The organism is Thioalkalivibrio sp. K90mix (assembly GCF_000025545.1).
In the GTDB taxonomy this organism is placed as follows: domain Bacteria; phylum Pseudomonadota; class Gammaproteobacteria; order Ectothiorhodospirales; family Ectothiorhodospiraceae; genus Thioalkalivibrio.
Map to the genome: position 1 here is coordinate 1,506,123 of NC_013889.1, position 22,388 is coordinate 1,528,510.

Sequence of the window (22,388 nt, forward strand, 5' to 3'; positions counted from 1 at the left end):
TATCTCCCGCAAGGCCCGGGCCCTACTACTCTGACCTTACTCCCACGTGTTGGCTCCCTGCTCGAAGCCGCCCCGATAGGGGCTACCCACACAAAAACGATGCCCACTGGGTGCCTGCATCACCACCCAGGCCTCGTGCCGGGACACAACAGTCGCGCCCAGACTCTGCAAACGCGCGACTTCGGCCTCGATCGAGTCGGAATCGATATCCAGGTGCACGCGCGGATCGTGATCCACGCGCTGGATGATGACCTGCACCTCCCCGGGCGGCGTGACGAGCTGGATGAAGCCACTGGCCGCATCGAAGTCCTCGGGCATCGGGAAGCCCAGTGCACTGGCCCAAAAACGCGCCTGGGCGGCCAGATCCTGCGTCCGGCAGTCAATCACGAGGTTTCCGAGTCGGCTCTTGTGCATGGTGTCAGGGGGCAACACGCCGCGCGCTCGCCCCAAGGTCCACCCCGCGGTTCGGGAGAACACGCCGATGTGCGTGTTCTCCCCCTCCGCTAGCGCGGCTTGCAGGCCAGGCCGAACTCGAAGGTATGGATTTTGAAGCCCTCGGGAAACGCGGCCTTGAGCCGCCGCTCGAACTCGGCGTAGATCTCGGCCTTGTGCTGCTGAACGTCCCAGTCGCGGCTGTCGCAATCAACGCCCTCGACGTCGAGTTCCATGTTGAACTCCAGATCCGGGGCCATTTGCACGCGGATTGTCGGCATGTCGGTTCTCCTTCCGGTTCGTGACGCCCTACAGAACAGGCACGAGCAGCAGCGCCATGATGTTGATGACCTTGATCAGCGGGTTGATTGCCGGGCCCGAGGTGTCCTTGTACGGGTCGCCGACCGTGTCGCCGGTCACGGCGGCATGGTGTGCCTCGGAACCCTTGCCGCCATGGTGTCCATCCTCAATGTACTTCTTCGCGTTGTCCCAGGCCCCGCCCCCGGCGGTCTGGGAGATGGCCACGAACAGACCGGTCACGATCGTCCCGATCAGCAGCCCGCCCAGCGCCTCGGTACCGAGGAACACGCCGACCAGTACCGGCACCAGCACCGGCAGCAGCGAGGGCAGGATCATTTCGCGGATTGCGGCGCTGGTCAGCATGTCCACTGCCCGGGTGTAGTCCGGCTTGGTGGTGCCCTCCATGATCCCGCTGATCTCGCGGAACTGCCGCCGCACCTCGTTCACGATCCCCGAAGCCGCCCGGCCCACGGACTCCATGGTCATCGCGGCGAACAGGAACGGGACCAGCCCCCCAATGAACAGGCCCACGATGACATTCGGATTGCTGAGCTCGAAGTTGTGTACACCACCCGTGTGGCGCGCCAGCTCGTGGGTGTAGTCGGCGAACAGCACCAGGGCCGCCAGCCCGGCCGAGCCGATCGCATACCCCTTGGTAACCGCCTTGGTCGTGTTACCCACCGCGTCCAGCGCATCGGTGGTCTCGCGCACCTCGGAGGGCAGATCGGCCATCTCCGCGATGCCGCCCGCGTTGTCGGTGATCGGGCCGTACGCATCCATCGCCACGATGATCCCGGTCATCGACAGCATGGTGGTCGCGGCAATGGCGATGCCGTACAGACCACCAAAGGCGTAGGCCACCAGAATCGCCGCGCAGACCGCCAGCACCGGCGCGGTGGTCGCCTTCATCGACAGCGCCAGACCGGCGATGATGTTGGTCGCGTGCCCGGTGGTCGAGGCCTCGGCCAGATGGCGGACCGGACGGAACACCGTGGAGGTGTAGTAGTCGGTGGCGACCATGATCACCCCGGTTAGTACCAGGCCCACCAGTGCCGCGCCATACAGTCGCAGCGCCGCGCCACTCTCGATGCCCATGCTGGTGGCCAGCGCGTTGTCCGGCACCAGCACCAGCGTAATCGGCAGGAAGGCCACCGCAGCAAGCCCGCCGGACACCATGAGGCCCTTGTACAGCCCCTTGATGATCTCCGAGCCCTCGCGCGCCTTGACCGCAAAGGTGCCCACGATCGACGCGAGGATCGCCCCGCCACCCAGCACCAGCGGATACACCGAGGCCATGAGCCCCAGCTCGGGGATCAGCAGGGTCCCCAGGATCATCGTCGCGATGATGGTCACCGCGTAGGTCTCGAACAGATCCGCGGCCATGCCCGCGCAGTCCCCGACGTTATCGCCCACGTTGTCCGCGATCACGGCCGGGTTGCGGGGATCATCCTCGGGGATGCCCGCCTCGACCTTGCCCACCAGGTCCGCGCCGACATCCGCACCCTTGGTGAAGATACCACCGCCGACACGCGCGAAAATCGAGATCAGCGAGCCGCCCAGCGCCAGCCCCACCAGCGGCGAGAGCCCGACGTCGCCGCCCTCGGGTGTGAGCCACCAGAGCACGGCGAAATAGCCTGCCACTCCCAGCAGCCCGAGCCCGACCACCAGCAGGCCGGTCACCGCGCCCCCGCGGAAGGCCACGTCCATCGCCGCTTCCAGCCCCGACTTCGCGGCCGCCGCGGTTCGCACGTTGGCCCGCACCGCCACGTGCATGCCAATAAAGCCCGCCGCACCCGAAAGCACCGCACCGATCAGGAACCCGATCGCGGAGCCCACGCCGATCACCAGCCACAACCCGACGAACAGAACCACCCCGACCACCGCAATGGTCGTGTACTGCCGCTTCATGTAGGCCGATGCGCCTTCCTGTACGGCACGGGCAATGCGCTGCATCTCCTGGCTCCCCTCCGACTTCGAGAGCACCCAGCGGATGGAAAACAGACCATAGGCCAGCGCGGCAACGCCGCACAGCAGCGCAAACACGAGGCCGAAAAATGGCATGGACATGGACTCCCCCTTCGATACGTCGTGACACAAAACATCCGGAACGTCGGGCACCCGCGGCGGCCGACAGGCAGGCTGTCGACACGACACGGCCGCCCGGCGCGAATCCGGGCATCCGGTTTGTGCTGGCGCCGCGCATCCGCGCGACGGTCAAGGCGCGCGGCCTCCGCTGGCGCGGGGCGTACAGCCTCGACAAACGTATCGGGGGATGATGGGTCTGGCCGCAAATGGGCTCGAAGGAAGGACCGCAAAAACCCCTTACAATGCTAGGGAACTTACGTGGTGACTTGCAGGGCGTCAAGCGCGGTGGATGCAAACCGCGCGCGAAAGGCGCCTTAAAGAGCATCGACCGGGGCATACCGCCAGGTGAACTTCATCGGCCGCAGGAGAACGAACAAGTGAAAATCCAGTAAGATCGTTGACTTACAAAACAAACCGATCAACCAGGCGGTTCGATGACCAGTGCCACAGCAGCCAACAAGGATTGTTACTTCTGCCGCGTCGCGGCCGGACTGGCCGATCCCCTCATCTACGAGAACCGCTCGTTCGTCGCCCTGTTCGACACCAACCCGGTCAACCCCGGACATGCCCTCGTCATCCCGCGGCGGCACGTGGTCTCCCTGTTCGAACTCAACGAGGACGAGCAGTCGGACTACTTCGACGCCGTTCATGGCGTACGCCGGGTGATCGAGTCGACCGACCTGGCCAGCCTGTACCGCAGCATGCTGGTCCGCGAGGACCTGAGCGAGCGCCCCAAGGACCATATCGAGGGCGTGCTGGAACTCCCCTTTCTGGGCAATCGGCCCGATGCCTACACCGTCGGCAACAACGACGGCCGCATGGCCGGGCGCAGCATCGATCACCTGCACGTGATTGTGCTGCCCCGCTACGAAGGCGATGTGGAAGACCCCCGTGGCGGCATCCGCAACGTGATCCCAGATCGAGCGAATTACCACCGACACGCCCACCCGGGCGTTCGCGCCGACCGCGCCTGACCCCAACCACCCGGCCCGTCCCCGGCATTGCGACGGGGCGGGCGATCGCCCGGTGAACCATTCCGTCACGCGGGCCGTCTACCGCGTAACCGGGTTTGGTGGCGTCTGCCTCCCGTGGCCGACCTGCCCTTCGCTCCTGGCAACGACGATTCCTCCAGGTGCTATAACCAACGTTCGGCAAGTGAGCCGTTCAGGAGTGGCAAACATGTTCAGATTCGTGGCGGCAGCACTGGCGGTTCCGGCCCTGGCCATGGGCCATACCGCGATGGCGGCGGACGATGCCGAACCCATTGGCTCGATTCAGGAATGGGAGGTCCCCTGGCCGAATACGCGCCCGCGCGACCCCTGGATGGGCCCCGATGGGCGCGTCTGGTTCGTGGGGCAAACAGGCCACTACGTCGCGACCCTCGATCCCGAAACCGGGGAATTCGAACGCTTCGACCTGGAATCCGGCGCGGGTCCGCATACGGTCATCACCAACGAAAGCGGCGCCTGGTATGCCGGAAACCGCGCCGACCACATCGGGCGCATCGACCCGGAAACCGGCGAGATCGAACGCTTCGAATTGCCAGGTGAAGGAAGACGCGACCCGCACACCATGGATTTCACCGAGGACGGCAACATCTGGTTCACGGTCCAGCACGGCAACCAGATCGGATATCTCGACGTAACCAGCGGGGACATCACGCTGCACGAGGTGCCCACCGACGGCTCCCGCCCGTATGGACTCATGCTGGATGGCAACGAACAGCCCTGGGTCACCTTGTTCGGCACCCACAAGCTCGCCACAGTGGCGGGCGTTGGCGAAGCCGTCGAGGAGATCGAACTGCCGCGCGACGACGCGCGCCCGCGCAGACCCACGGTGACCGACGACGGCCGCGTCTGGTATGTCGATTTCGCGGATGGCTACCTCGGCGCCTATGACCCTGCCAGCGGCGAGATCGAGGAATGGATCACGCCGGGCGGAGCGGCCGGTGCCCCCTACGCCATCACCACCGACGGCGAGGGGCGGGTCTGGTTCTCGGAGACGGCCCACTCGCCCAACCGGCTGATCGCGTTCGACCCCAGTACCGAGACCTTTCTGCCGGCACTGGAGCTCGCCGATGGTGGCGGGATCGTGCGCCACATCACCTACCACGGCCCCAGCAACACGATCTGGTTCGGGGCCGACACGGGCACCATTGGTCGCATCCAGCTGGATTGACCCATGTCTGAGCGGCGCTGCAGGGCGGGCCTTCCTTGCCACACGGCCCATCCTGCCTGCGCAGCATCCGCCCGCGTCCACCAACCCGTGGCACCAGTCGCAGCAATAGGGCCGTATACGGGCTACGATTATTCATCACGCTTCCACCGATGACCTCGCTTGCGTATGACACGTGTCTACCCGCCTCTCGGCCCGGCTGCCGGGCTCGCCCTCGCCTCGGCCTTGTTTGGTCTTCTGGCGGCCAGCGCCAGCGCGGACCAGGACCTCGGGGCACGCATCGCACAGGATGGCAACGAGCGCGGGGCGACCGCCTGCATTCAATGCCATGGCGAACAGGGTCAGGGTCAGTCGCAGCCGCCATTCCCGCGTCTGGCGGGGCTGCCCGAGCAGTACCTGGTGGAGCAGATGGAAGCCTACCGGGAAGGCCTGCGCCCGAACGCCACCATGGCGCAGATCGCACAAAATCTGGACGCCGACGAAATCGAAGCCATCAGCCGCTATTACGCCGAAATGGAACCGGCGGGCGGCCCGCACGACGTGCCGACTGACCTGGTGGACAAAGGGCGCGAAATCGCCCTCGACGGGCTTTCGGAACGCAACATCCAGTCCTGCGCCTCCTGCCATGGGGAAGAAGGACGCGAACGCAATCCCAGCCTGCCGCCGCTGGCTGGCCATCCCCCCCAATACCTGATGGCCCAACTCCAGGCCTACGCCCACGGCGCACGCGAAACCTCACTCGCCGGTCTGATGCAGGGAATCGTGAGCGAACTGGAAGAAGAAGAAATGGCCGCCCTGGCGGCCTACTACGCCTCCCTGCCGGCCAGCGACGAGTAACCAGGGCTCGCGGAGACCTGCCCATTCAGTCTGGCACTACTCCGCTTCCACCGCCCCCGTGGCCGGATCAAACACCCATGGTTCGTCGCCGAGGCGGAACCGAAGACTTCCCTCTTCCCAGCCCAGCGCCTCGTAGTGTTGGTCCTCCGGATCAAGGTCCCCGTGTTGATCGACGCGCACCGGGATCGCATTCGCTTCCACCGAGTCGCCCAGCGATTCGCGATCCACGACCGTCAGCGTACGGTTTCCTGCAGGTCCTTCCTGCGCGAACACCACGTGGTGCCCATCGCCGCTCCAGGGGCCAATCGTGACGCTGCCCCCGTACTGAAACGCCGCCGGGAACGCCTCGCCACTGTCCGCCCGTACCAGCCAGCCGGCGCTGTGGGCGGCACCGCTGGTGACCACCGCTACCCAGGTATCGTCCGGGGATGCCTTGGCCTCGCGGAATCGCGTCGCCGCACCGAAGGCGTTCTGCTCGTCCACTTGAATGTCGCCGGGCAGATCATCAATGTGGAGCAGCGTGGTGCCCTCTACTGTGCGAATTGATTCCTCACTCATGTCGAGCGGCGCCAGCATCGACGCCTCGTCATCGTCGGAGGATCGCTCCTCCTCGCCGGACGGCATGCAACCACCGGTCACGATCAGCGCCATTACGACGCCCAGGGCGAGCAAGGCTGCGGGGGATCGAACCGAGCGGCCATATCCAGGCCGCAATGCGCCCGCAGCCGATCGCTCCGCCAGCACATCCACTCCTTCTCGACTGTTCGTCGGACCTCGCATCACGCCACCATCGACGCGGACCCGCATGCGAGTCAAACCGCCCGTTCCTGCCAATGCCCAATGCCGAAGCACGTTGGCTCGCATGCCCGACAGGCCCGCACGCCCTGCTCGCAGGTGCGAAATGTCCCGACAGCGGCTATCTTCGTATCGCGGGACAGGGTAGTCCCGCTGTCGGGTCGACTGTCACGGGCCCGAACGAGCAACCGCAGGGGGAAAACATGCCAGGGAAATGGATCGTGGGCGGCCTTGCCGTGGTCGCCGCGGGTATCGGCTATTACCACTACGAGATTCGCCAGGTCGAGCAGAAGCTCGACGATATGGCACAGATGCTGGAGCCGCTCGGTACACTGCACTATGGAGCGGTAAAGATCGGCCTGAGCGGCGAGCTCCACGTCGACAGGCTCCTGTTCGAACCGCGCAGTACGGCTATCGGCCGCACACGGGCCGAACGCATCACGCTGGAAACCGGGAACCTGTGGCAGCTCCTCCGGCTGCGCCACACGCTGGATGCCCGCCGCCTGCCCCGGCAACTGGGCTTTGCGGTCAACGGTCTGACCCTGCCGCCCGGCCTGGCCACCGGCGCACAGGACGGCATTCCGGCCCTGTGGCTCGACACCGCCGGCTGCGGCGCCTACCAGGCGGCCCCTGCGGACGACCTCCTGGCCGCCCTCGGCTATCGCGACATCCCGCTGGACATGAGCATTCGCTACCGTCTCGAGGAGGACCAGAACCGTCTGACCGTGCACAGCACCTTTGGCATGGGCCCCTTGGGCCTGGGCACATCCACAGCGCATTTCAACATCCAGGCCGCCTCGAATCGCGCTCGCGATCTCGCACCCGCCCTGATGACCACCTCGTTGCAGTCCATGACCGTGGATTACGAGGACCGCGGGTACTATCCCGCCCTGATGGAGCTCTGTGCGGCCGAGATGGACATGGAGCATCGGGATTACCTCAAGCACCATCAGGCGGCCTGGGTCGAAGCCTGGGAACCGCTCGGTCTGCAGCCGGGGCCGCTGATGGTCGAGGCCTATGGCCACTTCATCCAGGAGCCTCGGGGCTACTCCGTCCGCATCGGCCCGATCGACAACCCCGCCCTGCTCTGGCCCGGCCTCGACTCCCCGACACAATGGCTACGGCAGGTCGAAACCAGCCTTAACGTGGCCGGCCGGCCCTTTGGTCGCATCGACCTGCGCCCGATCACGCCGCGCCCCGGGAGGCTCGCCGCGACCCCGAACACGGGATGGAACGCCACACCGGCCCTGCCATCCGATTCCGCCCGCCCCCCGCAAACGGCGCGGGACTCGGTGATCGCGTTGAATACACTGGGCGAACACATTGGCCGCAACCTGCAGATCACCCTCGCGGACGGTCGCGCCCGCAACGGCGAGCTGCTCGAAATCCATGAGGGGCATATCCGCGTACGCCGCCGCATCGGGAGCGGCTACATAGTCATGCCGATCGCACTCAAGGACATTAGCGAGGTCCACTCACTGCAATAACTCACGCCTTGGGAAACACTGATTAATGTACACGCTCGCTGCCTCAAAGCTTTTGCGTGCGTTTAATGCGCGGTCACTGCCGCGCAATCATTCTGCACAAGGGAACCGCAACGCCGTTCCCGCCCCCGTTTTTGATCCACAACGAGCGGCCGAGCCCCTTCGTTCATTAACTTGTGGGGTTGTCACCCCAGGGTCCTCGATCCTGCGTTGCGCCGCTTGTGGGTAGAACCACCACCCGCTGCGCGACGCGCCTTGCCTCGGAAAACCTGGGGTGCCAACGCGAGTGTGTACATTGATCGGTGCTTCCCTTGCGGCTCGACCCGGGCGCCAAAGCGAAACCCCGGCTTCACGCGCTGAGCCGCCCAAGGATGGTCTCGATCAACGGCAGACCATCATGGGCGCCCCTTCCTGCTGACTCTCCCTACTGATCGCATTGACCGTGGATACCCCGTTCCTTTGTCATTCCTTTTGCCTGTGGGCGCCTCCCCTCCAATGCTTACCCCGACCCGGCATTCTGGCATTCTGACGGTAGAGGCGTGACCAATGGTTTGGTCAGGGGACGTGGATGGCGTTTAAAGATCAGGACCAGTTCAACGCGCTGATCGTCGAGAACGCAGCGGTCTGGATCAATTCACTGGATGTAGACGGCCGCATCACCTTCTGGAACCGTGCGGCCGAGCAGATTAGCGGCTACTCCCGCGAGGAGGTGCTCGGGCACGACCGCGTCTGGGAATGGCTGTATCCCGAGCCCAACTACCGCGAGGCGGTCTTTGCCCGCGCCCGCCAGATCATGCAGCTGGGCAAGGGCCTGCAGGGCTTCGAGAGCACAATCCGCACCCGCGCCGGCGACGACCGAACGCTGGAGTGGCACTCCGAGCAACTGTTCGCAGCAGACGGGCAATTGCTTGGGGCAAGCGCCGTCGCCATCGACATCAGCGACCGTCGCCGTCTGGAGACCGCCCACGATCGGCAATATCGCCTGCAGGGCATGATCGCCGAGATCTCCGCCGCACTGATCAACATCACGGCCGAAGACATCGACCGGGTCGTTGAAGAGAGCCTGTCCCGGCTGGGAAACTTCTTCGGCCTCGGGCGCGCCTACGTATTTCGTTTCGATCTCCCCGCCGGGCAGATGAGTCTGGTGAATGAATGGTGCGCACGCGGCGTACAAGCTTACCGCGACCACCTCCAGGCGATTCCACTGCACGAACACAACTGGGTCACCTCACAGATCCTCGCGAGGAAGGTCGTGCACGTGCCAGACGTCCACGAACTTCCGGCAGAAGCGGCGGTGGAACAGGAGGAATTCCGTCGCGAACAGATCCGGTCCCTGCTGCTGATCCCCCTCGTCAGCGACCAGAATGCGTTCGGCATGCTTGGATTCGATGCCGTGGAGGCGCCGCATCGCTGGACCGACGATCAGATCACCGCGCTGCGGCTGGTCGCCGACATGATCGCCGGCACCCTGGCGCGCAAGCAGGTGGAGCAGGAACTGGCACGCCAGGCGCGCGTGGACGGGCTGACCGGCCTCGCCAACCGCCGCGAGTTCGACCACCAACTCGAGCGGGAATGCGCCGCCCGACGCGAGCGCTCCCTCTCGCTGCTGATGATCGATATCGACCATTTCAAGCCATACAACGACGCCTTCGGCCACCAGGCCGGGGATGACTGCCTGCGGGCGGTGGCCGACGTGATCCGCTCGATACTGAACCGCCCCGCCGATGTCGGCGCCCGCTACGGTGGCGAGGAATTCGCCTGCGTACTGGCCGATACCAACCCTGAGGGAGGGCTGCGGGTCGCCGAACGCATCCGCGAGGCGGTGTACGGGCTCGACCTGAAACAGCCCGACACCGACGAAGGGCGCGTCACCATCAGTATTGGCGTGTGCAGCGTCCACACCCGGTGGCCCGTGGAGCCCAGGGCTCTGCTGCGCCAGGCAGACGAAGCGCTCTACCGCGCGAAACGCGCCGGCCGCAACCGGGTCGAGGCACTGACGCTGCCCGAGGCCTCCTGGTAGCCCGGGTATGCCGGTCTACGTCCCGGCCCCTTCCTCCCCCTGACAAGGAAACGCTGCCTCATAAGACCCGCCAGCTGCGGTATGCTGCGACTCGACGTTCCGGATCACGAGCAACACCTCGATTCACACCCGGACCTGCGATGCCCAACGATTCGCACCAGCCGCCTTTATCACTCGCCTCGCTAGCCGTTTACGTCCGCCTGTTCCTCCGCGCCCTGCGCGCCCCGGAATACAAGGCGGCACGCGTCCGCGACAATGCCCTCTTCGGCGCGGTGGCCTCGGCGATCACGGCCGTATTCGTGTTGCTCACGATCCTGATGGACTACGCGATCGACCCGGTCCACTTCACCGACGCGATCGGGCTGCGCCTGGCTCAGTCCGCTTCGGTCATGCTGCTGGCGTGGGTCTTCTGGACCTGGCCGGGGTCTCTCGCGGCACGGATCGTGTTCATCGTGGTCCCGATGTTCGTGCTGATCACGTTCCTCGAGATCCTCGCACGCCTGGAAGGCGGCGCGGCCTACGGCATCGGCGGCATCCTCTACTTCTTCATCTTCATGCCGTTCATGGGCCGGCCCCTGGGGCTTGGGTTCAACCTGTTCGCCCTGGCGGTCATCGCCATCACCCCCACCCTCCTGCACGCCGCCGGATTCGTGCAGCACCTGAACCTGGCCGTCTACCACTCCTATGTCTGGGTGGCCTTCCTGCCCTTTGCCCTGATCCTCACGCTGGTCGAGTTTCTCTACTGGCGCCTGTATGAGACACGCATCGAGCTGACGCAACAGGCCGAGCGTGACCCGCTCACCGGCCTGCCCAACCGTCGCCATTTCTTCCGGGTGGCCCCCCGCCAGTTGGCGATAGCGAACCGTACCGGTCAGCCCGTGAGCGTCCTCTTCGTCGACATCGACCACTTCAAGCAGGTGAATGACACCCACGGCCATGCGATGGGCGACCGCGCCCTGTGCCATGTCGCACGGCTGCTGCAGGCAACCTTCCGCGAGAGCGATCTCGTCACCCGGCACGGCGGCGAGGAGTTTCTCGTCTGGCTGCAGGGCACCGGTCCCCGTGATGCAGAACAGGTAGCCGAACAGCTGCGCGCACGCATCGATCGCGAGCCCCTCGCCGAGGGCGGCTCGGGGCATCCCCCTATCCCCCTGACCGTCTCGATCGGCATCGCGAGCCACATCCCCGAGAGCCCGGAAGCGCTGGACACGCTGCTGACCCGAGCCGACGACGCCATGAGCACCGCCAAGCGTCAGGGCCGCAACAAGGTCGTCCTGGCATCGTCTCAACAATCCTGACCGCCCATTGAGTGCAACCATCCCCCGCCCGGCTTGGAACATCAAGACGTTCCAGTTGCCCTCTACCCTGGGCGGTTCCCCGGCTTGACTCGGCTTGTCGGCCGGCCCGGGGCTGGCACAAACTGCCGGTATCGCCCGTCCACCGAGACCCGACGCATTGGCTCGCCTGCTCATCCCCATCGCCGCCATTCTCGCCTCCATCACCGTCCTGGTGATGGGCAGCGGTCTGATGGGGACGCTGGTCAGCACACGCCTGAGCCTCGAGGCCATCGATCCCCAGTTCAAGGGGCTTATCATGTCCGCCTACTACATCGGGCTGGTCATCGGAGCCCAGCAGGGCGACTGGGTCGTGCGGCGCACCGGCCATATCCGCGCCTTCGCAATCTTCGCGGCGATCGCCACCGTCGCAGTGCTTCTTCTGGGACTCCATGTTGCCGTCTGGGCCTGGTTTGCCCTGCGCGTGGTGGTCGGGTTCTGTCTCGCGGGCGCCTACCTGGTGGTCGAGAGCTGGCTCAACGCCCGAACGGAGAACCGAACACGCGGCCGGGTGTTCTCCATCTACCAGTTCCTCGCCTACCTGGGGCTGGCGGCCGGCCAACCTCTGCTCAACCTTTACGAACCCGTCAGCACCGAACTCTTCATGGTCGTCGCGGTACTGTTTGCCCTCTGCCTGGTGCCGGTGGCTCTGACACGCACCGGGATGCCCCCGGACACCCCTGCGCACAAACGCATGCAGCTGCGCCAAGTCGTGACCGTCTCGCCCCTGGCGGCAATCGTCTGCGTCGCCGCCGGACTGGTCAGTGGCGCCGCCTTCACGTTGACGCCAGTCTTCGCCCTGCGCATGGGACTCGACATCGCCGGGGTATCGCTGGTCATGACCAGCCTGATTCTAGGCGGCATGGCGCTCCAGTGGCCGATCGGCTATTTCTCGGATCGCTACGGCCGCCGGCCGTTAATGATCGTGGTCGGTGGTGGCGTGGCCCTGGTCTCGCTCGCGCTCGTCGCCGCCATCGGCCCTGCCCCGCTCTGGGCCATCCTCACACTCGCAGCGGTGTTCGGCGGGCTCGCGTTCACCCTTTACCCGCTGAGCGTCTCCCACGCCAACGACGTCCTCCAGCCCGACGACTTCGTGGCGGTGACCGCGGCCCTGCTCTTCCTCTGGGGACTGGGGGCCGTCGCGGGCCCAATCGTCGGCGGGTGGGCCATCGCCTGGCTGGGCGGGGTCGGGCTGCTGGCCTACATGGCCACCATCGGCGCCCTGGTCGCACTGACCGCATGGCTGCTCAGGCGCGACACGGCCGAGGCTCGCGAGCCCTTCCGCACCCTCACCCGCACCACCGCGGTGATCCACCATCTCGACCCGCGGGCACTGCCCCAGGCCGCCGCCGAGGAGGGAACGCCCCCGCAAGACACAAACGACCCACCATCGAAGGGCCCACAAGGCGACTAAGCTTCGACACAAAGTGATGTCGAGGTGTATTGACCTGTTCCGGTTCTTGCGTACACCCGTGGCCAGAGCCGGCCGTTGGCCCTGCGCAGCCTCAAAGGCGAAAGACCCGCGCGCTCCCGGCGCCCGCTCATTGCAGCGATGTCACGATCCGATCCGCGAACCAGGCCACCACGTGGGCAAGGGCGTGCGCCATCATTGCCGCTTCCAGACCGTAGCGCCAGAACAGATAACCGAACAGAACGCCAAACACCCCGTTGGCGCCTATCACAAACAGCACGACCTCAGGCGTCCAGGTCTCCAGATGCACCGCAACGGCGGGGAGATGCCCTGCGCCGAACAGCACTGCGCTCGCAACGATGGCGAGCCAGACATACCCCGCGCGAGGTACACCCTGCCGCCGTTGCAGTAATCGCCACGCCAGCCAGACCAGCAGGGTCATGACCCCCCATCGCAAGAGCAACTCTTCCGTAATGCCCCCGTAGAGCACGCGCGCGAACAGTGGCACAGTGAACTGAGGCTCGACCCCGGCAACGGCTGCCGGCGAGGCGTAACCGCCGATCGCAAAGAGTCCGATACCCGCCACCCCACCGGCCAGGAGCCCGGGCAGGAGCTGGGGCCCCAGAGCCGCCAGGACTGGCCGACTGAATGCCACCGCCTCGAACCCCGGAGCACGAAGGCCCACCTTCGGACCGAGCAATACGCCGCACCACACCGCCAGCGCAACCACGAGCGCGCCCTGCACAAGACTGGCCAGGGACACGACCCACAAGGCGGGAACGCCCGCACTCCCGTCGACCAGCTGCGGCAGCACCGTGACCACGAGAGCCACCACGCCGACCATCCCCGTGATGAATAGCAGCAGCCCAAGCCACAGCCTGGGATCGGGCCTGGGAGCACTCGTTTTCATGGGTCCGTCCCGCGTCGGAAAGCTCAGCGTACCCTCAAGTCCCCGCAACCCCTTGAGGCGACGACAGCACGTGCTTGCGGCATCTCACTCCTTGCCGCCTCGCTCGTCCAGTAAACAGCGATCAATGTGCACGCCCGTGGCCCGTATGCTGCCGCAGGCGCAACTGCTCGGCCATGACAAAACCCACCAGCAACCAGAATGCACCCACCACAAAACCCGCAACGACATCACTGAGGTAATGGAGCGTCAGCAGCATGCGGCTGAACCCGATCATTGCCACCAGTACCGCCGTCCAGTAGACCAGCTCGAAACGCCGACGAGCCGTCACAAGATGGCGCGCGACGATATACGCCACAAATCCGTACACCGCCATCGCCCCGGCCGCATGCCCGCTGGGAAAAGACGGTGACGTCGCGGCGATATCGAACAGAAACTCGGGGCGTTCGCGGTCCAGCACTCGTTTCGTCACATAAATGGTGATCTGGGATCCGATCAGCGTCGCCCACAACCCCGGGATCATATAGGCGTGCCGAAGACCCCAGACGAGTGCCGTCGTCACCACTACAACGGCCGTAAGCGCGACCGATCCACCCAGCCCTGTAAACCAGGCCAACGCCGCCACGGTAGTGTCCGTACGAAATGGCGCCAGCATCGCATTCACGGCCGTATCCAGCCGCACCAGCTCATCGGCCTCGACCAGCTCCTCGATCAGACCGGCGAACAGTCCCAGCAGATACACCGCCGAGATCACGATCAGCGTCAACGGCAGACCGGCAAACCGGCGCGGCGTCAGCCGGGCCTCCGTCCAGTACATCAAACGCGGAAACCGTAACCGCGCGGCCGACACGACCGACCGGATGCGTTCGTCCTTCGCCGCCTGCCCCACCTGCTCGTACAGCCGGATACCCAAGCCCCAGCCAAGCCGGGCCACCCACAAGGCCAGCCACCGCACACCCAGCACCCCGGCCAGCAGACCCAACAGAAGCAACCCGTCCCAGAGCATCAACCTTCCCCTGCGGTGTGCGGCCTCGTTTCACCCAAAAAAACATGGGTATCCCCGCCGATCTCCGTGGGCCCCAAGCCTGAGGCATCCCTACAACCGAAGCGTCAGCGATGACTCGTGTCGTCCGTTCCGGGTGGATCGACGCGCCATTCGGGGTCCGCGAACTCGCCAATCACCCGCACATCCACACACGCCGCCTGCTCGGCAATGATACGGCGCACGTTCTCCGGCTGGTCCGCCTCCATCGCATCGCGCTTGTCCTTCGATTCCCAGTAGGCGATGGCCAGCAGTACGTGCGGGTCGCCAATCATCCGGTGCAAGCGAGTGCCACGGGCACCCGGGGCCTGCTGGATGATCCGGCTGGCCCGCACCCAGGCGTCCGCATACTGCTCGGCTGAACAGCCCGGCCGGAGACGGATCTCGAACACAAAAATCATCCGCCCCTCTCCGCAGTCAGCAAGGCCATGCGGTCGCAGCGATGCGTTAGCGGACGGGTCAGTCGTGGAAGATGATGCGTGCGCCGGCGGGGTCGATATCCACGCGACAACTTGCGTACTCGCAGGCGTCCGCAATGTCGTTCAGCTTGGGCATGTCATTAAGCTCGGCCAGCTTCCGCACCAGGCCTGCACCCTCGCAGCCGCGCTGCATTCCGCTGTCCGGGTCCGTCTTGCACCCAAATTCGCTGCCATCCACCGACCAGTCCATACCCGATGGCATCATCAAAACCACCGGCTCCTCGTGCATCACCTGGAATTTCACTCGTCCCGCGTTCCGTCCGTCCTGCCAGTCCACGGTCGGGATGTTATCGCTGGCCATGAGGTCACTCCTTCCCGGTATCCCGGGCAGTCTTTCGGCCTTCCCTGTGACGCTAGACCGCTTGCCGACAATGCTCAAGCAACGACACCCCTTTATCGGACCTCGCAAGCTCATATCGAGACGAAATCACGGCTGGCCTCTTCTTCGCTGTTGTCCTCGAGTCAGTAGGGGACGGGGCCCCACTCCCGGCGCAACCGCGTCAGTGTCGGATCGAATTGGCAGCCGATCCGGCGGTCCACCTGCTCGAAATGGCGTGTCAGCTCCGGCATGGCCTGACGCAGCTTTTCCACTTCGTCCGGAGGGATCTCCGGATCGCCCTCCTCCAGGCAGATTCGCGCCAGATCATAGGCCCAGGCCTGACCGAGGTAATTCACCTTGTGGTGATCACAAACGTCTTCCGTACCCCGCGCTACCTGGATCAATTGCCGCGTGAACTCATCGTACTGCCGATGCTTGATGGCGCATTGCTCGCCCCCGCCGGGCGCGCCCGCGACACCCTCGGCCACCGACTCCGGCGTTACCCCCGTCAGGGTCGGGTCATACTCGTCGCCCAGGACTGCGGCCAGTAGCGCGTCCGTCGTCTCGCCGGTCTCCCGCCATTGCTCGGCGGCCTCGGCCAGCTGACTGCGTTCCTCGTGCAGTTCACTGTACTGCTCCACCGAGCGCTGGACCTCTTCATCGAGACGCCAGTAGGCCTCCAGGGATGGTCGCGCGTCCCGGTTCAGTTCCGCCTCGCACCGCTCTTCCATCCGCCACGGATCGTTCTCCCATGCACGGCGCCCATACTGTTCAAAGCAGTACCCAAGCGCCGACCGGGCAATCGTGTCGTCCATATCCGGGCCCGTGAAGGGAGGGTGCACCTGCCACCGCCTATCCAGTTCATCCCGGAGATCGTCTTGCTGCGTCACCAGCGTTTCGTACTGCGCGCGCCGGCGATCCAGCTCCTCATCTTGCTGCTCCAGGGCCACCCGCACCCGCTCGCCATCACCATCCAGGGTCACATCGTTCCGAGCGACGGCGGCTTCCTCGTCGCCATCCTCCGCCTCAGTGCGCTCAACCTGCTGCTCCGAGCCCACCGGCTCCGAACCGGACTCCGACTCCGAATCAGAGGCGTCCACCTCTGCCTGCGCCTGCCGGCTCACCGGCACGAGACGGGCGGCCTCCGGATACGCCTCCAACAGCTCTTCATAGCGCGCCTCCGGGGCGTCCGACTCTTCAATGCGGTCCACCATGCGCTCGAACACCGCCTCCCGCAGTGGCGTCGCGGGATAGGTTTCGAGAAATTCCTGATACGCCTCCAGCGTGTCGCGCTCCCGATACGGCGCGAAATCTTCCTCATCGCCACGGGGTTCCAGCTCCAGATGGATCGCGATGGGCTCGCCCCCCATAGCCGACGTGGGCTGTTGATGAAGCTCCGAGTCGTGATACCCCTCCTTTCGCGCCAGGAAATACATCCCGGACCACCCCTCGGACCGCGAGGTCGTCAACCGGAATGGGGTCGTCGTATAGTGAAAAAGGCGGTCCGGACGATCCCCTCGATAGATCTCGGCTCCTGGCGGATCCGACGTCAGCACATACTGGGTAGGCCCATGCTGGGGCCCGGCACATCCCGACAGACCCCAAGTCATCCATAGCCCAACCGTAGCAACTGCTACCCGTCTCAGCCCCCTGATCATCCTGCCGCTCCCTGGCCCGTCGCCCGTCCCAAACGAGCCTAGGCCAGTCCGTGTGAATATGCCATCGGAACCATTGACGGGCCTTGCCTTCGGTCAGACACGTTCCTAGTAATTCTGGATGCGCTCTTCCCTGCCACTCTCCACGTTCACCGTGCCGGCGTGATCACTCTTCGCAACATTCCTACGGTCTGGGATCTCCAAGGAGGTACACCCTGAATCGGACCGGGATCGTCTTTGTGCTTTCGCAGCGAATCAGAGGCGTGGATTCCGCCGGCCCAGGCTCCCCGAATCACGTGCCTTGGAGGACGGGCCGAACAACGTGGCAAGAATCATCCGCGTGGAGATCGCGATCAGCACCACTCCCAGTAGCAGCATGCCATCGACCACCCAGCCGTTCTCGAACCAGGGCAGCAGCGGATCCGAATTTCCAAGTCGTTCCGCCAGACCGAGTCCCACCAACATCGCTCCGGGCGTATGCACCAGGACAGCAAGCCGCATCGTCCGCGAACGGCCATCCGGTCCCGGGGTCAAATCGTTTCCATGCCGCGAATCGGACTCCCGCTCCGCAACGTCGGTCACGAGAGGGTCGCGATCCGGAGTCACATTCATCTCCTGCGTTGGCGATACGGACAGGTATCGCCGCATGAACATCCGACCAAGACCGGCGGGAACGACCACAAACGCCAGAAACAAGATTGTCAGCGCCACCCCCATCGACGGATCACCACCGGCGATAGCCCAGCCTGCAAACAGCACCACAACGGGGAGAATCAGCGTTGCGAGGGCGTACCGCACCCGAGGCCCCAGTGCGGCCCGCCTGGCGAGAAACAGGATTCCCAGTGCGACCAGCACTGCGGGGATATACAGAATCAGTAAAACCATGCGCGCCTCCATGCGTCGCTTATCACTACTCTTGGCCCGAGTCAGATCAGGCCTACTAATCCAGGGACAAAACCCGAGCCCACAATTCCTTCTCTCAACCAGCCCGTGATCGATCCGGGGGCGCGTCCTCGCGTAGTGACGAAAAGCCGTGAAAGTCGTCCTCAGGTTTAAAAACCTTTAACGAGCGGGAGCAGGTGCGCCTCGCAGCAGTCCTTCGGTGCTCAGGTTCTCGTCGAGCTCTGGCCAGTGAATCCCGTAGCCTCCCGCGGAGATCTCCCAGATACGCAGTTGCGCGGGCGTTGCGTGTGCGAGGCGTGGGTACCACTCCAGCGGAACCGAGATTCGACGGCCATCCATCAGGCCGACCACCAGGTCATGCTCGGTGAAACCCACCGACGCAACACGCTCATCCGGGTTCGTGGCCAAAGAACTCATGCCAAGCCTCCAACCGCTCCGGCTGCCGACCCTCGACAACGTCCCGAATCCGCCGCAACGCGTGCGCCGGAAACCCCATATTCCGCGCCAATGCCACCCGGCGCAACCAGAACTTCGCCGAGCACTTTCCACGGTCTACATGCACATGCGGCGGCTCGTCCGGCTCATGGCTGAACCAGTAGAAGCGGTAGGGCCCACCCCTGAACACCGTCGGCATCCGCGCCTCCCCTGAAACCGCGCTGGTTCAACGACAGTCGGCTGGAGCCAGAAAGATCCGGGCCGACATGCCCACACCCTTGATGCTGCGACGGCCAAGCTGTTTCACCACCTCGTGAAAACGCTCCACGTGGCCCAGGGCCGCAACATGGTGCGACCTCTGCCCTCTTCCGACATGCCCCAGGAAATGCGCTGGATCGATTCGCAGGCGTTCCAGGATCGGCGGAATGGATTCCGGGATGGCCCCGCGCTTGTCCTCGCGGATCGCGCGCCCGGTCCAGTCCACCAGCTCCAGGTAGTCCTCCGTGGTAAAGGCCACCGCATTCGCATGCGGATCGTCCCCTTCCCGGCCCAATACAGTCAGGCGAGGCTCGTCGCCCTCACACGCCGAGCCTTCGTGCTCCTGATCCTCCCGGGCCAGCGCCCGGATACGCTGCTGGATCGAGGTGAAATCGGACGTCTCGGGCGTATCCGCCATCCCGGCGCGTACCGGGTTCAGATCCACGTAGCTCATGCAGGTCAGCACCGCCGCGTCGTCGAGCAGCGCCTGGCTCTTGTAGCGGCCTTCCCAGAAGCGGCCCTTGCAGCCATCCTCCGCATTGGCGCGGCGCGCCAGGTGTTCGTTCAGGCTGCGCATGAACCAGGACAGGTCCTGCAGCCGATCCCGCCACTCGGCAATCTGCGCTTGCGCCCGCTCGCGCTCTGCCACCGTCTTGGCTTGCCCCGCCCGATAGCGGGCGACCAGCACCGGCAACGAGAACAGCCGCTCCCAGCGCTCCATCACCTCGCCTTCGCTCCATGCCGCCGCCCGGTCCGAATCCAGCCGCACCACCAGGTGATAGTGGTTCGACATCACCGCGTACGCGCACACGTCCACCGCGAACACGCCCTGCAGATCGCGCAGGCGTTCCAGCACCCAGCCGCGCCGGTGCTCGTAGTTCGTGCCCGAATAGGAATCCTCGCCGCACAGGAACGCGCGGCGAACACAGCGACAAATGCAGTGGTAATACGGCGTCGTCTCGACCGAGACGAGCTCCTTCCTGGCTCGCGTCATCTCCGGACCCTCCCTGGTCCATGCACTCCCCTGAAACCTAGCCCGGCCGTCCAATACCGTCAAGAAATCATGGGTGTCCTCTTCTTGCGCGTCCTCTTTTTCACCGCTCTCCCTGGTCCATGCACTCCCCCTGAAACCTAGTCCGACCCGCCCAGACCATCAAGAATCATGGGTGTACTCTTCTTTCCGCCGGTTTTTATGTAGGTTACCGAGGTCCGACCGCTTTATTGGTAGGTCCAAGGGCAAAAGGCAAGGTCTGACCCAACGATTCCAGCTTAGTCGCGGTCGTTCATGTCGCCGTACATCACCCAGTTTCGCAGTCGACGCTCTTCTTTCTTCTTCTTTTGTTCGCGGGAGTCCGAAGTTCCCGTTAGGGTGGCGATCGCCCCGAATCAAGAATCATGGGTGTCCTCTTCTTCTCTAAATCTAAACTCTTTAGCAAGCGAATCATACGGTTACATAGGTCCGACCCCGTTATTCGCCTCTACGATACAGCTCGACGTTCACCGGAATCGAGGATGCCTCAACTTCTTCGCCATCCTCACATACATCTATTCGGACTATCTGCTTGGGAAGACCCTTATTCTCTCGCCACCCTGCCGCTACCGCCAATGCATCATTTCCATACTCAAGATCCAAACCACATAGATATCGCGTCATGAGCTGCGTAGTAAACGGAAGTGCCTGATTGTACAACCGAACGTCCTTATAGGAATTCGCCAAAGCGGCATTTATCGGGGTACACAATACCTTCGCGACGGGCGCGAACCCCGTGCGCCCTTTCAAAACTCGGCGATCATTGATGCCCCACGGATCAAACCCTTCTTGACTAACAAAGCGAGTCGTGGAGTTATGGTCAAGTCTGGTGTATGAGCGATGGCGGGTTCAGGCGGCGCTCCGGTCGGTGATGGAGGATGCCTCGTCGTTGGTCGGTTCGGTCTGCTCGATGCCGTCGATGAACTTGACCCCGCGCTCGAGCTTGTCGAGCCATTCGTAACCCCGGAGCCGACGCCAGCGCTTCTGCGTGCTCTGACCGAGCTTGAACGTCAGGCTCAAGACGGTGTTGCGGGTCACGCAGCCCCGGGTCTTGTCGGTGCGCAGCCGCACGGTGGCGAAGGTCGATTCGATCGGATTGGTGGTCCGGATCGACTGCCAGTGCGCGGCTGGGAAGTCGTAGAACGCGAGCAGGTCTTCCCGGTCCTTGGCCAGCGTCTCGGCGGCTTTCGGGTACTTGTCGCCGTAGGCGGTCAGGAAGGCGTCGAAGGCCTGTTCGGCGTCGGCGCGGGTCTCGGCCATCCAGATCGCCTGCAAGGCGGACTTGGCCTTGGGCTGACTGCGCTTGGGCAGCCGGTTCAGCACATTGGCGGTCTTGTGGACCCAGCAGCGCTGGCGGCGGGTGTCCGGGTAGACCCGGGCCAGGGCCTTCCAGAAGCCCAGCGCGCCATCGCCGATGGCGAGCTTCGGGCCGTTCGCGAGGCCCTGATGATCCCGCAGGCGCACCAGCAGTTCGTACCAGCTCTGCTCGGACTCGCGCATCCCGTCGTCGAGGGCAACAAACTCCTTGGTCCCGTCGGGCAGGACCCCGATGATGACCAGCACACAGGCGCGTTCGTCGTCCTCCCCGCGCAGGTTGAAGTGGATACCGTCCGCCCACCAGTAGCTGTAGCGGTAGGCGCGGAGATCACGCTCGCGCCATTCGGCGTGCTCGGTCAGCCACTGCTGCTTGAGGCGGCCCAGTGTCGAGGCCGACAGCCCCTGGGCCTGCTCGCCCAGCAGCGCGCTCAGCGCCTCCTGGAAGTCGCCCGAGGACACCCCCTTGAGATAGAGCCAGGGCAGCAGCTCCTCGACCGAGCGCGCCCGGCGCAGATACGGGGGCAGCAGGCTCGACGTGAAGTGCCGGCCACCGCCGGACCGATCCCGGGTCTTCGGCACCTGCACCGGTACATCGCCGATGCCGGTCTGAACCCGGCGCTGGGGCTGATAGCCATTGCGTACGACCGCCCGGCGACCGTCCGGCATGCGATCCTCCGCGTAGGTCTCCATGAACGTCCGCAACTCTGCCTCCACCGCTTGCTGGATCAGATCCCGCGCCCCGCGGCGCAGCAGATCGGTCAACGGGTCCTCTGGTCCGTTCGGGTTCTCTGTCGTATCGTGAGCCATGTTGGCGTATCTCCTCTGGCTGGCTGGTTGGTCGCACTTCCATTCCAGCCGGATACGCCGCCTTCCTCAATCCCCCCGTACACCACTTTTGACAGTAACTCCGAGTCGTGAAGTCGTAGTCATAAAGCACGTAGAATGCTCGAGGCGCAACCTTAAGTATACGACGCGCCTGCTGAACTCTAATTTCTGGATATCTAAGCCCGTTCAGCGAACGGCGCTTAGCTTCCACAAAGGCTGCTCCGAGAATTGGTTTCTGCCCTTTTCGAACAATATTTACCAAAAACACAATATCGCCAAAATTCTTCTCGTACCGCCCATCCAGCTTGTAAGTCTCAAACTCTACGGACACAGCCTCCCGTCCAT

Annotated in this window: 21 protein-coding genes; 7 read left to right on the top strand and 14 right to left on the bottom strand. The window is 64.5% G+C overall.

Annotation, left to right across the window (positions count from 1 at the left end; all coding sequences use genetic code 11):
* Window positions 1-36: 36 nt before the first annotated feature.
* The 3 genes from TK90_RS07130 to TK90_RS07140 all read right to left on the bottom strand — a co-directional run bounded on the left by TK90_RS07130 (window position 37) and on the right by TK90_RS07140 (window position 2,799).
* Entirely contained in the window at window positions 37-414 is a 378-nt protein-coding gene (locus tag TK90_RS07130) for a VOC family protein (RefSeq protein ID WP_012982808.1), read from the bottom strand.
* An 89-nt stretch (window positions 415-503) separates the two neighbouring features.
* Complete coding sequence (locus TK90_RS07135; RefSeq protein WP_026148190.1) at window positions 504-692, bottom strand: hypothetical protein; 189 nt, start codon at window positions 690-692, stop codon at window positions 504-506.
* 49 nt (window positions 693-741) lie between these two features.
* The gene (locus TK90_RS07140; RefSeq protein ID WP_017926076.1) at window positions 742-2,799 is read right to left on the bottom strand and encodes a sodium-translocating pyrophosphatase; all 2,058 of its coding nucleotides are present in this window, start codon (window positions 2,797-2,799) and stop codon (window positions 742-744) included.
* Window positions 2,800-3,251: 452 nt separating this feature from the next.
* On the opposite strand from TK90_RS07140, the gene TK90_RS07145 reads away from it, so the two are divergent.
* From TK90_RS07145 to TK90_RS07155, 3 genes are all read left to right on the top strand, one after another.
* Window positions 3,252-3,791, top strand: coding sequence for an HIT family protein (locus TK90_RS07145; RefSeq protein ID WP_012982811.1), 540 nt, complete (start codon window positions 3,252-3,254; stop codon window positions 3,789-3,791).
* 205 nt (window positions 3,792-3,996) lie between these two features.
* Window positions 3,997-4,995 (top strand): lyase, encoded by a 999-nt coding sequence (locus TK90_RS07150; RefSeq protein WP_012982812.1) that lies wholly within the window; start codon window positions 3,997-3,999, stop codon window positions 4,993-4,995.
* Window positions 4,996-5,160: 165 nt separating this feature from the next.
* Entirely contained in the window at window positions 5,161-5,829 is a 669-nt protein-coding gene (locus tag TK90_RS07155; protein WP_012982813.1) for a c-type cytochrome, read from the top strand.
* A gap of 36 nt (window positions 5,830-5,865) precedes the next feature.
* On the opposite strand, the gene TK90_RS07160 is transcribed toward TK90_RS07155, so the two are convergent.
* Window positions 5,866-6,636 (bottom strand): hypothetical protein, encoded by a 771-nt coding sequence (locus TK90_RS07160; protein WP_026148189.1) that lies wholly within the window; start codon window positions 6,634-6,636, stop codon window positions 5,866-5,868.
* 191 nt (window positions 6,637-6,827) lie between these two features.
* Between TK90_RS07160 and TK90_RS07165 the strand changes: the two genes are divergently transcribed.
* The 4 genes from TK90_RS07165 to TK90_RS07180 all read left to right on the top strand — a co-directional run bounded on the left by TK90_RS07165 (window position 6,828) and on the right by TK90_RS07180 (window position 12,876).
* Window positions 6,828-8,111, top strand: a complete 1,284-nt coding sequence (locus tag TK90_RS07165) for a hypothetical protein (RefSeq protein WP_012982815.1) — start codon at window positions 6,828-6,830, stop codon at window positions 8,109-8,111.
* 565 nt (window positions 8,112-8,676) lie between these two features.
* Window positions 8,677-10,128: a diguanylate cyclase gene (locus tag TK90_RS07170; protein ID WP_012982816.1), complete on the top strand. Its 1,452-nt coding sequence runs from the start codon at window positions 8,677-8,679 to the stop codon at window positions 10,126-10,128.
* A 140-nt stretch (window positions 10,129-10,268) separates the two neighbouring features.
* Entirely contained in the window at window positions 10,269-11,426 is a 1,158-nt protein-coding gene (locus TK90_RS07175; protein ID WP_012982817.1) for a GGDEF domain-containing protein, read from the top strand.
* 157 nt (window positions 11,427-11,583) lie between these two features.
* Window positions 11,584-12,876, top strand: a complete 1,293-nt coding sequence (locus tag TK90_RS07180) for an MFS transporter (protein WP_012982818.1) — start codon at window positions 11,584-11,586, stop codon at window positions 12,874-12,876.
* A gap of 127 nt (window positions 12,877-13,003) precedes the next feature.
* Here the strand turns inward: TK90_RS07180 and TK90_RS07185 are convergent, their stop codons facing one another.
* The 10 genes from TK90_RS07185 to TK90_RS07230 form a co-directional block, all read right to left on the bottom strand.
* The gene (locus tag TK90_RS07185; RefSeq protein WP_012982819.1) at window positions 13,004-13,783 is read right to left on the bottom strand and encodes a type II CAAX prenyl endopeptidase Rce1 family protein; all 780 of its coding nucleotides are present in this window, start codon (window positions 13,781-13,783) and stop codon (window positions 13,004-13,006) included.
* A gap of 121 nt (window positions 13,784-13,904) precedes the next feature.
* Entirely contained in the window at window positions 13,905-14,786 is an 882-nt protein-coding gene (locus tag TK90_RS07190) for a phosphatase PAP2 family protein (RefSeq protein ID WP_012982820.1), read from the bottom strand.
* Window positions 14,787-14,890: 104 nt separating this feature from the next.
* Window positions 14,891-15,223 carry an antibiotic biosynthesis monooxygenase gene (locus tag TK90_RS07195; protein ID WP_012982821.1) on the bottom strand — a complete coding sequence of 111 codons (333 nt, stop codon included), beginning with the start codon at window positions 15,221-15,223 and terminating at the stop codon, window positions 14,891-14,893.
* A gap of 58 nt (window positions 15,224-15,281) precedes the next feature.
* Window positions 15,282-15,602 (bottom strand): hypothetical protein, encoded by a 321-nt coding sequence (locus TK90_RS07200; RefSeq protein ID WP_012982822.1) that lies wholly within the window; start codon window positions 15,600-15,602, stop codon window positions 15,282-15,284.
* A gap of 161 nt (window positions 15,603-15,763) precedes the next feature.
* Complete coding sequence (locus tag TK90_RS15315) at window positions 15,764-17,056, bottom strand: hypothetical protein (protein WP_012982823.1); 1,293 nt, start codon at window positions 17,054-17,056, stop codon at window positions 15,764-15,766.
* A gap of 474 nt (window positions 17,057-17,530) precedes the next feature.
* On the bottom strand, window positions 17,531-18,160 hold the full coding sequence (locus tag TK90_RS07210) for a hypothetical protein (RefSeq protein WP_012982824.1): 630 nt from the start codon (window positions 18,158-18,160) through the stop codon (window positions 17,531-17,533).
* 177 nt (window positions 18,161-18,337) lie between these two features.
* On the bottom strand, window positions 18,338-18,595 hold the full coding sequence (locus TK90_RS07215) for a DUF2442 domain-containing protein (protein ID WP_012982825.1): 258 nt from the start codon (window positions 18,593-18,595) through the stop codon (window positions 18,338-18,340).
* Window positions 18,567-18,812: a DUF4160 domain-containing protein gene (locus TK90_RS07220; RefSeq protein ID WP_012982826.1), complete on the bottom strand. Its 246-nt coding sequence runs from the start codon at window positions 18,810-18,812 to the stop codon at window positions 18,567-18,569. The genes TK90_RS07215 and TK90_RS07220 overlap by 29 nt, the downstream gene beginning before the upstream one ends.
* Window positions 18,813-18,839: 27 nt before the next feature.
* Window positions 18,840-19,865 carry a transposase gene (locus TK90_RS07225; protein ID WP_012982827.1) on the bottom strand — a complete coding sequence of 342 codons (1,026 nt, stop codon included), beginning with the start codon at window positions 19,863-19,865 and terminating at the stop codon, window positions 18,840-18,842.
* Window positions 19,866-20,750: 885 nt separating this feature from the next.
* Window positions 20,751-22,025 (bottom strand): IS256 family transposase, encoded by a 1,275-nt coding sequence (locus TK90_RS07230; RefSeq protein WP_012981820.1) that lies wholly within the window; start codon window positions 22,023-22,025, stop codon window positions 20,751-20,753.
* Window positions 22,026-22,388: the final 363 nt, after the last annotated feature.